6 protein-coding genes and 1 rRNA gene are annotated in these 8,943 nt (G+C 59.1%); 4 read left to right on the top strand and 3 right to left on the bottom strand.

Annotated elements, in window-relative coordinates; translation table 11 throughout:
- The 4 genes from rrf to AACY36_RS23225 all read left to right on the top strand — a co-directional run.
- A 5S ribosomal RNA gene (rrf, locus tag AACY36_RS23240) occupies positions 1 to 113 on the top strand; the annotation flags it as partial.
- 229 nt (positions 114 to 342) lie between these two features.
- On the top strand, positions 343 to 1,002 hold the full coding sequence (locus tag AACY36_RS23235; RefSeq protein ID WP_339419698.1) for a paraquat-inducible protein A: 660 nt from the start codon (positions 343 to 345) through the stop codon (positions 1,000 to 1,002).
- Positions 989 to 1,612, top strand: a complete 624-nt coding sequence (locus AACY36_RS23230) for a paraquat-inducible protein A (RefSeq protein ID WP_339419697.1) — start codon at positions 989 to 991, stop codon at positions 1,610 to 1,612. Before AACY36_RS23235 ends, AACY36_RS23230 begins: the two co-directional genes overlap by 14 nt.
- Entirely contained in the window at positions 1,605 to 3,908 is a 2,304-nt protein-coding gene (locus tag AACY36_RS23225) for a PqiB family protein (protein ID WP_339427206.1), read from the top strand. Before AACY36_RS23230 ends, AACY36_RS23225 begins: the two co-directional genes overlap by 8 nt.
- A 90-nt stretch (positions 3,909 to 3,998) precedes the next feature.
- Here AACY36_RS23225 and mksF read toward each other — a convergent pair whose 3' ends face one another.
- The 3 genes from mksF to mksB are packed head-to-tail and all read right to left on the bottom strand — an operon-like array spanning position 3,999 to position 8,825.
- Positions 3,999 to 6,839 carry an Mks condensin complex protein MksF gene (mksF, locus tag AACY36_RS23220; protein ID WP_339419694.1) on the bottom strand — a complete coding sequence of 947 codons (2,841 nt, stop codon included), beginning with the start codon at positions 6,837 to 6,839 and terminating at the stop codon, positions 3,999 to 4,001.
- Positions 6,836 to 7,543, bottom strand: a complete 708-nt coding sequence (gene mksE, locus AACY36_RS23215) for an Mks condensin complex protein MksE (protein ID WP_339497614.1) — start codon at positions 7,541 to 7,543, stop codon at positions 6,836 to 6,838. Before mksE ends, mksF begins: the two co-directional genes overlap by 4 nt.
- Positions 7,533 to 8,825, bottom strand: a complete 1,293-nt coding sequence (mksB, locus tag AACY36_RS23210) for an Mks condensin complex protein MksB (RefSeq protein ID WP_339419692.1) — start codon at positions 8,823 to 8,825, stop codon at positions 7,533 to 7,535. Before mksB ends, mksE begins: the two co-directional genes overlap by 11 nt.
- Positions 8,826 to 8,943 lie beyond the last annotated feature (118 nt).

The following is an 8,943-nucleotide window of genomic DNA, read 5'->3' as shown; positions in this document are numbered from 1 at the left end:
GACGACCATAGAGCATTGGAACCACCTGATCCCATCCCGAACTCAGTAGTGAAACGATGCATCGCCGATGGTAGTGTGGGGTTTCCCCATGTGAGAGTAGGTCATCGTCAAGATTAAATTCCGAAACTCCTGTTTGCTAACGCAAACAGGGGTTTTGTTTTGGGCGGTTGGAAAGAACACAGGGTGCGCGCTTGGGGGCTCTCATGACAATGCGCTGGCTTGCAAACAGCCCCGTCTCTGTCGCCCGGGCCACCCTGAGCCCCCAGACAAATATGCACAGTTATTTCTGAACCAGACCACTAGAATAGGCACCTAACCTTTTTTAGAGTCCGAGCCCTACTTATGCCCGAGCCGGTTGATGCCCTTGAGGTATCGGATTTACCACTGGACGACTTGGTGGCATGCCATGAGTGCGACTTGCTGATGCGCAAGCCAGTGCTTGCCGTCGGTGAAAAAGCCCAATGCCCACGGTGCGGTTATGAGCTTTATGCTCATCGCCACAACGTCGTTGAACGAAGTCTCGCCCTGGTACTGGCCGCGCTGCTGCTGTATATCCCTGCGAACTTTTTGCCCATCATGCAGCTCAATCTACTCGGGCAGTCCTCGGAAGACACCGTATGGAGTGGCGTTGTCGGTCTGTTCGATACCGGTATGCAGGGCGTCGCCGCCGTTGTGTTTCTTTGCAGCATGGCCATTCCGTTGCTCAAATTGCTCTGCCAACTGGCTGTGTTGCTCAGTGTCCGCTGGAATATCGGCCGCAGTTATGGGCTGCTGTTGTACCGCATCTACCATCACATGAAAGATTGGGGGATGTTGGAGGTCTACTTGATGGGCGTGCTGGTGGCGATTGTAAAACTCGCCGACATGGCCTCCATCACGCTCGGCCTTGGTCTGGTCTGCTTTGTCAGCCTATTAATGGTTCAGGTGCTGCTTGAGGTGGTGATGTCGCCCCACCAGATCTGGCAAGCGTTGTCAGGAGAGGACGATCATGCGGGCGATTGATGCGGGCATTCTGATTTGTACCGAATGCCATGAACTGAATAAACAAAACGCTGACTCCGACGAGCAGCTCTGTACCCGCTGCGGTGCGCTAATTCATGCTCGACGCCCGAACAGCCTCACACGCACCTGGGCGTTGCTGATCACGGCTGCAATTCTGTATATCCCCGCCAACCTGCTGCCCATCATGACCGTCAACTCGTTAGGGCAAGGCGAGCCCAGCACTATCATGGCGGGCGTGATCCAGTTGATGCAACACGGCATGTACCCCATCGCGGCGGTCGTGTTCATCGCCAGTATCCTGGTGCCCACATTCAAGTTGGTCGGCATTGGGCTGCTACTGTTCTCAGTGCAGCGCCACCAGCCGCTGTCTGCCCAACAACGCATTGTGATGTACCGCTTTATCGAGTTCATTGGCCGCTGGTCCATGCTGGATATCTTCGTGATCGCCATTCTGGTGGCGGTCGTAAACTTTGGGCGACTTGCCAGTGTCGAGGCCAATCTCGGCGCTGCGGCGTTCGCCAGTGTGGTGATCTTGACGATGTTCGCCGCAGTAACCTTTGATCCCCGACTGATTTGGGATAACACGGAGTCGGACGACGACAATGAGTGATTTGCCTAAAGCTAAAACCCGCCCGGCCTCCAATTGGTCGGCTATCTGGGTGTTGCCTTTGATTGCCCTGATCATCGGTGGCTGGTTGGGATGGCGTGCCTATTCCCAGCAAGGCCTCGAAATTCAGGTGCGCTTTGAGAGCGGTGAAGGGATCCAGGCCAATAAGACAGAAGTGGTCTACAAAGGCATGCCCGTGGGCAAGGTCAAAACCCTGGCCCTTGACGACGAAGGCAGCAATCGCGGGGTGATTGCCACCATCGAGATGAACAAGGACGTCGAGCAATACCTCAGGACCAACACCCGTTTCTGGCTGGTCAAGCCAAGCGTTACTTTGGCGGGGATCACCGGCCTCGAAACCCTGGTCTCGGGTAACTACATTGCTGCCAGCCCTGGCGACGGTGAGCCCACACGCAAATTCAAGGCACTCTCCGAAGAGCCGCCCTTGTCTGACGCCAAGCCCGGCCTGCACCTGACCATCAAGGCCGATCGCCTCGGTTCACTGGACCGTGGCAGCCCTGTGTTCTACAAGCAGATCCAGGTCGGCCAGGTTAAAAGCTACCTGCTCTCCGAGGACCAGAGCACCGTTGAGATCAAGGTCTACATCGAGCCGACCTACGCCAACCTGGTGCGCAAACACACGCGTTTCTGGAACGCCAGCGGCATCAGCATTGACGCCAATCTCTCCGGCGTGAAGGTGCGCAGCGAATCCCTTTCGAGCATTGTCGCTGGCGGTATCGCCTTCGCTACGCCAGAGAACCGCAAGGACAGTCCGCCAACCGACCCGAGCCTGCCGTTCCGCTTGTATGAAGATTTCGACGCCGCCGCAGCCGGTATCAAGGTCAAGGTCAAGTTCTCTGACTTTGAAGGCCTGCAGGCCGGCCGCACGCCTGTGATGTACAAAGGCATCCAGGTTGGCGGTCTGAAGACCTTGAAGATAAACCCTGATCTGTCCAGCGCCAATGCTGAGCTGACACTCGACCCCCTGGCGGAAGACTACCTGGTCCAGGACACCCAGTTCTGGGTGGTCAAACCTTCCATTTCTCTCGCCGGTATCACCGGGCTTGAGGCGTTGGTCAAAGGTAACTACATCGCCATCCGGCCCGGTGACAAAGGCACCCCGCCGCAGCGTGAATATGAGGCCCGTGCCAAGGCACCGCCGCTGGACCTGCGTTCCCCCGGCCTGCACATGGTGCTGCTCACCGATACCCTGGGCTCGCTGGATGTCGGCAGTCCGATCCTTTACAAGCAGGTCAAGGTCGGTTCGGTTCAGAGCTATCAATTTTCGCGCAAGAAAAAACAACTCGTGATCGGCGTTCATATCGAGAAGGAATACGAAAACCTGGTTAACGGTTCGACGCGATTCTGGAATGCCAGCGGTGTCACCCTCACGGGCGGCCTTACGGGAGGCATTCAGGTGAAAAGTGAATCCTTGGCCAGCTTGATGGCCGGCGGTATCGCTTTCGAAACGCCGGAGCCGAACGTGCCGTTGAAAAAGCGCATCCCGCGTTTCCGCCTGTTCGCCGACCGCGAGGCCGCCAACCAGCACGGCACATTGGTGACCATCAAAGTTGACCGCGCCGACGGCATGCGGCCTGGCACGCCGGTGCGTTTCAAGGGCCTGGATGTGGGCAAGATTGAAAGCATTGACCTCAGCGCCGACATGCAGTCGGTGTTGCTCAGCGCGCGTATCACTCAGGTAGCGGACCGCATCGCACGGGTTGGCAGTCAGTTCTGGGTGGTCAAGCCTGAGTTGGGCCTGATGAAAACCTCTAACCTGGAAACCCTGGTCACTGGGCAATACATCGAAGTGCAACCGGCAGCCAGAAATGGCGGGCCACAAAAGAGCTTCGTCGCCCTAGAACAGCCGCCTGAGGCTGCTCATAAGGAAGAAGGCCTGAGGCTGACACTCAGCGCCGCCCGCCGTGGTTCGCTGAAGGAAGGCGTGCCGGTCACCTATCGCGAAGTCACCGTGGGCAAAGTCACCGGCTATGAGCTGGGCCAGACCGCCGACCGTGTCCTCATCCATATCCTGATTGAGCCCAAGTACGCCGCCCTCGTGCGCAGCGGCAGTCGTTTCTGGAACACCAGCGGCTTCGGCTTCGACTTCGGTCTGTTCAAAGGTGCCTCCGTACGTACTGAATCGCTGGAGACCTTGATCGCTGGCGGTATCGCCTTTGCCACGCCAGACGGCGAACGCATGGGCAACGCGGCGCGGCCACAGCAAACCTTCCCGCTGTTCGACAAGTTTGAAGATGAGTGGCTGACCTGGGCGCCCAAAATTCCACTCGGCAAGTAACCGAGGCCCTTTCATTCGACGCACAACCTCAGCCCACAAAAAAGGCCGCGATCCATAAGATCGCGGCCTTTTGCGTTTCAGCTATTCAAGTCAGACCTCGTCCAACTCCGGCTCATCCGCCTGCACGTTCAACGTCGCCTTCACCACATCGTGACGACGGATGTACTTCCAATCCGCCTCATCGATATAGATCCCGTTCGGCCCGCTACCGCCTTCCAGGTCGATCGCCACCTGGGCGGATACCTGCGGCTTCACACTGGCCAAAATAGGCACGAAGCCCAACTGCAAGCTCGTCTCCAGCAATGCGGCCTGGTTCTTCTCATCGATGTCCGCTGCCTCGTCGAGGTAGTACGGCAAACGCACACGCCCGGCCTGGTCGCGGTCCATCAAGTGCAGCAACAAGTACATGTTGGTCAGTGCCTTGATGGTCATGGTGGTGCCGTTGGACGCCGCACCATCGATATCGGTATGAATCACCGGCTGACCGTTTACCTTGGTGATCTCGAACGCCAGCTCGAACAAATCCTTGAGGCCCAACTGGTTATGGTTGGCAGCCACTAGGCGCGCGAGGTACTCCTTGGCTTCTTCGTTCTTGTTGTCCTGCTCGGCGCTCTGGCTCAAGTCGAACACCGACAGCGTCTCGCCTTCTTCATACTGACCGGCACTGTGGATGATCTGGTCGATATGCTTGAGCGCTTCCTTGTTCGGCGCCAGCACGATGCGGAAGCTTTGCAGGTTGGACACCTGGCGCTTGTTGATCTCGCGGTTGAACAACGCCAACTGGTGCTCAAGGCTGTCGTAGTCGCTGCGGATATTGCGCAGGGTCCGGGCGATATCGGTGACGGCTGCACGGCGCGCCTTGCCCAGCGTCAGGGCTTCATCGGTACGGTGTGCATAAGCGTTGATCAGCAGTTGCAGGCGACGCTCAACGTCGTCCTCGCTGTCGAACTTGGCCACGCCCTTGAGGCGCACCTGCGCATACAGCGCTTCGATCTGGCCATCGGCGCGCAACAAACCTTGCCAGCTGTCCTGATAGTCATTAAGCAGCGGCAGCAGGTTGTCCATTGAATCGTCGACTGGGTCCATGAAGGGCGTACCGAACGGCAAGTCCGCCGGCAGCAACTGACGACGGCGCAAGGCGTCATCCAGCGTGCGCTGCTTGGCTTCCATGTCGCCGATCTGACGGCCGACCAATTGCAGCTTGGCCGACAACTGCTGGACGCGCTCGGTAAACGCATCACTGGAACGCTTCAACTCATCCTGCGCCGCTTCCATCTGCGCGAGGTTTTCCAGTTTCTCGCCTTCTTCTGCGCTCAGGGTCTGCGCGCGACGGAAGTCTTCCAGCGCTTTCTGCGCATCAAGTACCTGCTGGTACAGCGCTTCAGTCTGGGTTTTGCTCGCCGCGCGGTCAGACGCCACAGCCTGCTGGGTTTTCAGCTGCTTGAGTTCTTTTTCCAGACGCTCTTTCTGGTCGCGCAACGCCGCGCGATCCGCCAAGGCCTGCAATGCCGGCGGTTCAATGTGAGAGATGTCGATGGACAGCCCTGGCACTTCAAAACGCTCGCCTTTGAAACCATCGAGGATCTGCTCCAGGGATTTAACCCACAGGCCTTCCTCGTCCAGCGTAATGCCATGTGCGCCCAACGGCAGGCTGAACAACGAACTGTTGAACAGTCGCATCAGACGCTCGACATCTGGCTGTGAGAATTCTTCGCGCAGCTTGGCGTAGCTGTTGTTGTCTGCGTGATCCAACTGCTGCTTGACCGACTTCAAGCGTTTCTCCAAGTCGCGCAGACGCTCGTCCAGGTCCTCGGCGCTGAACTGTCGGGATTGCGCCAAGGCACCCGCCAACTCATCGTGAGCATCCTTGGCCGCCAGCAGTTGCTGCTCCAGCACCTTGACGTCATCGACCAACGCAAAGCGATGCTTGAGCACCGACAGCTCTCCCAGCCAACGCTGAATACTGCTGATCTCACGCTCCAGTCGCATCAACTCCTGGGTGCCACCGCGCTGGTCGTTCTGCAGGGCATCCTGCTCGTTACGGTAATGCTCGGCCTGGATCGTCAGCTCTTCCTTGCGTGCACTGGCGTAATCGGACCAAGTGCCCAGCAACGAATCCAGCAATGGCGACAGGCGATGCAACTTGCCGCGCAATACGTCACGCAACCGTACGCCATTGGCCAGTGCTTCAACCAATGGCCCGGCAGCAACCAGCGCGTTGTAGTCCTGTTCCATGCGTCGCACGTCACGGAAGGCTTCTTCGCACGCCGCGATGTAATCAACACTGCCGGAACGCAGGCTGTGTTCGAAGGCATCCAGGAACAATTGCTTGAGCTTGGCTGCGGTGATTTCGCGCATGTGCAGCAGGTTGATAAACAGCGCGCGGAACGTCTTGAGGCTCTGTTCGCTGGTAGAGCGCAGCGGAATCAGCGTCAGGTCCAGTGGGATCGACGTATGGCCACCCACCAACAAACGACGCAGCTCATCTGGCTTCAGTTCGTAGGCTTTGAGGCCTTCGCGTTCAAGGTTGGTGAACAGCTCTTTCTGACGCAGGCAGGTGTCATTCTTCTGGTAGTGGGCCAGGTCCAGCTTGCCGGCATAGGCAAAGAACTGGTGCCCGAAACCACCGCCTGGGCCGCGCCCGACCACGCCGATTACATGCGGGCCGTGGGGCAGGGAGACTTCCACGAGGATGTAGCTGGTGTCGGTAGCGAAGTAGAAGCGCCGCGATTGTTCCAGGGTGTACTTGCCGAAACTCATGTCCGACATGCGTGCCAGGATCGGGAACTGCAAGGCGTTGATCGACGCGGATTTACCCAGGTTGTTTGCGCCGTAAACCGACAGCGGTTCTTCCAGCGGGAACACACCCAGGCTGTAACCGGCGGTGTTCAATAGGGCGAAGCGGCGGATGCCGTAGCGTTCCTTACTCATGCGTCGGTCTCCTGTTCTTCGGCAATGGCGCGGGCCAGGGCGTCTTCTTCGCTTTCGTCGCCAAAGTCACTCAGGTCCAGCGGGTCATCGGTCGTCAGCAGTTTTTCATCGCTGTCTTCGTCGATGATCACCGGTGCCGGCAGTGGCAACACGCTGTGCACGCTGGCAGCGAGGTCGCGGTCCTGCTGCACCGACAGGCACACATCCAGGAAACGGTGCATCGGCGGCAGGAAGCGGTAAATGCCGTTGTCTTCGCTGGCAAAACCCAGCTGGGTCATGCGGCGCATGATTTTTTCTTCGAGCTCTTCCTGGGTCTGCACTTCGGCCTGGATAAACAGGTCGCGGTACTTCTCCAGCAACGACGGCAGCTCATCGCGGCCCAGGCTGCCGCCATCCAGTACGGCAATCGGGTCGCGGCCCTGATCGGCCAGGTGCTCGACGATGATAAAGGTGAACAACGCCAGGCGCTGCGCGGTCTTGTTTACCTGCGCGGCAGCCACGGCGGTGTCCGGCACGAAGTAGTAGAAGCCTCGCGTATCGCACACCAGTTCAAAGCCCAGGGCCTTGAACAGCGTGCGGTACTGGTCCTGGAAGTTCGACAGTTGCGCGTACAGCTCCGGGTCGCGACGGCTGACGTGGTAACCCTTGAACAGCTCGCGAAAGATCGGCGCCAGCTGGGACAGTTCGGATAGATCAAGTTGCATGCGAAGTCCTTACATAAGCGGTACTCGCAGGATGCTCGGCGGCGTCGGTGCCGGTCGGGAGCAGGGCGAATGAGCGCAGGCTGACCTGGTGCTCGTGTGTGTGGTAATCGCGGCGTTCCAGGCGCTCGCGCTTGAAACGTTTCTCACGCGAGAGGCGCGAGAACCAGTACAGCAACTCGTCGGTCGCGCCGTCGGGTTCCTGCTCCAGCAGCCAGTTCATCAAGTCTGGCATCGGCAGCGCGTCTTCGCAGCGCTCGAGCATTTCCTTGACCGTACGCGGTGCGCGCTGGGCGTCGCCCTTGTGGGATTTGTGCGCCTTGGGAAACCGCGCCGGTTTCGGCTCGAAATTCGCCAGGGCATACACATAAGCTTCCACTTGGCTGGCACTGCCGAGGAAGGTGCTTTGCGGCCGGGTGAACATCGGCATCGCTGCTTGCGGTACCGCGTCCAGGCCTTTGCGGCGGATCGCTGACAGGGCCAGCGCCGCGCCACGGGTCACGGCATTGTGCCGGCGTGCTTCTTCTCGCAGTGGCAGCAGCAGTTCGCGGGCATGGCGCAAGGTCAGTTGGGCGCTGGTCTGCATTTCGAGGATGCGCGCGTGGGTGCGCAACAGCATGTCGTCGTCTACCAGGTGGCCGAGGCGCTGTTGCTCGGTGAGCATGCGCAGCAGCACATTCTCGACCTTGCGCACGCCTTGTTCAAAGGCGCCGTCGGCATTCACCAGTTGGATCATCGGTTCGACGTATTCGTCCCAGGTCGCCAATACTTCGGCGTAACGCTGGCGCAACGGGATCTGCCGGTCGCTGGTCTTGGCGCGGTCGGCCACGGCGGCAAGGGCCTGTTCGTCGTTGGCGAGTTTTTTCAGCACGTCGCGCACGCGCATATCCAGCAGGCGCAGTTGGCGGGCGAGGTCGTGGCCATCACGGATGTCGAAGGCGTCCTGGATATACCCGGCCAGGCGCTCGAGGTGGCGCAGGTAGGCTTCGATTTCCAGGCACAGGCCAAGCCGGTGCTCCTTGCGAAGATACGCCAGGAAGTCGTGGATCTGCGCGTTGAGCTCGAAGCGGTTCGGGCTCTTGGCGACAGGCACCAGGATATCCAGGCGAATCCACACGTCCAGCAGGCTGGTGATGTCCTGGGGCGTGCTGTCCAGTTGTTGGGCGGCCAGTTGCGCGCGCAGTTCGCTCAGGCTCAAGGTGCCTTGGTCGAAGTGTTCGCACAGTGGCTCAAGTAAGGCCCAGTGTTCGGCGAGGGCGCGCAGGACGCGCTTGGGTTCGATCATGGGAATGGCCGGCTGGTTGGCGATTAAAAGTCGCGATTGTACTGCATCGGACGCGGGATTTATCCACAGCCGGTCAGTGTGCAGTGGGCGATTGTTACCGAACAGCGGTAGAATCCCT

It is taken from the genome of Pseudomonas sp. EA_15y_Pfl1_P101 (assembly GCF_963970835.1).
Classification (GTDB): Bacteria; Pseudomonadota; Gammaproteobacteria; order Pseudomonadales; family Pseudomonadaceae; genus Aquipseudomonas; species Aquipseudomonas tritici.
Note: the sequence above shows the minus strand (reverse complement) of the source record. Positions and strands in the feature narration are given on the sequence as shown.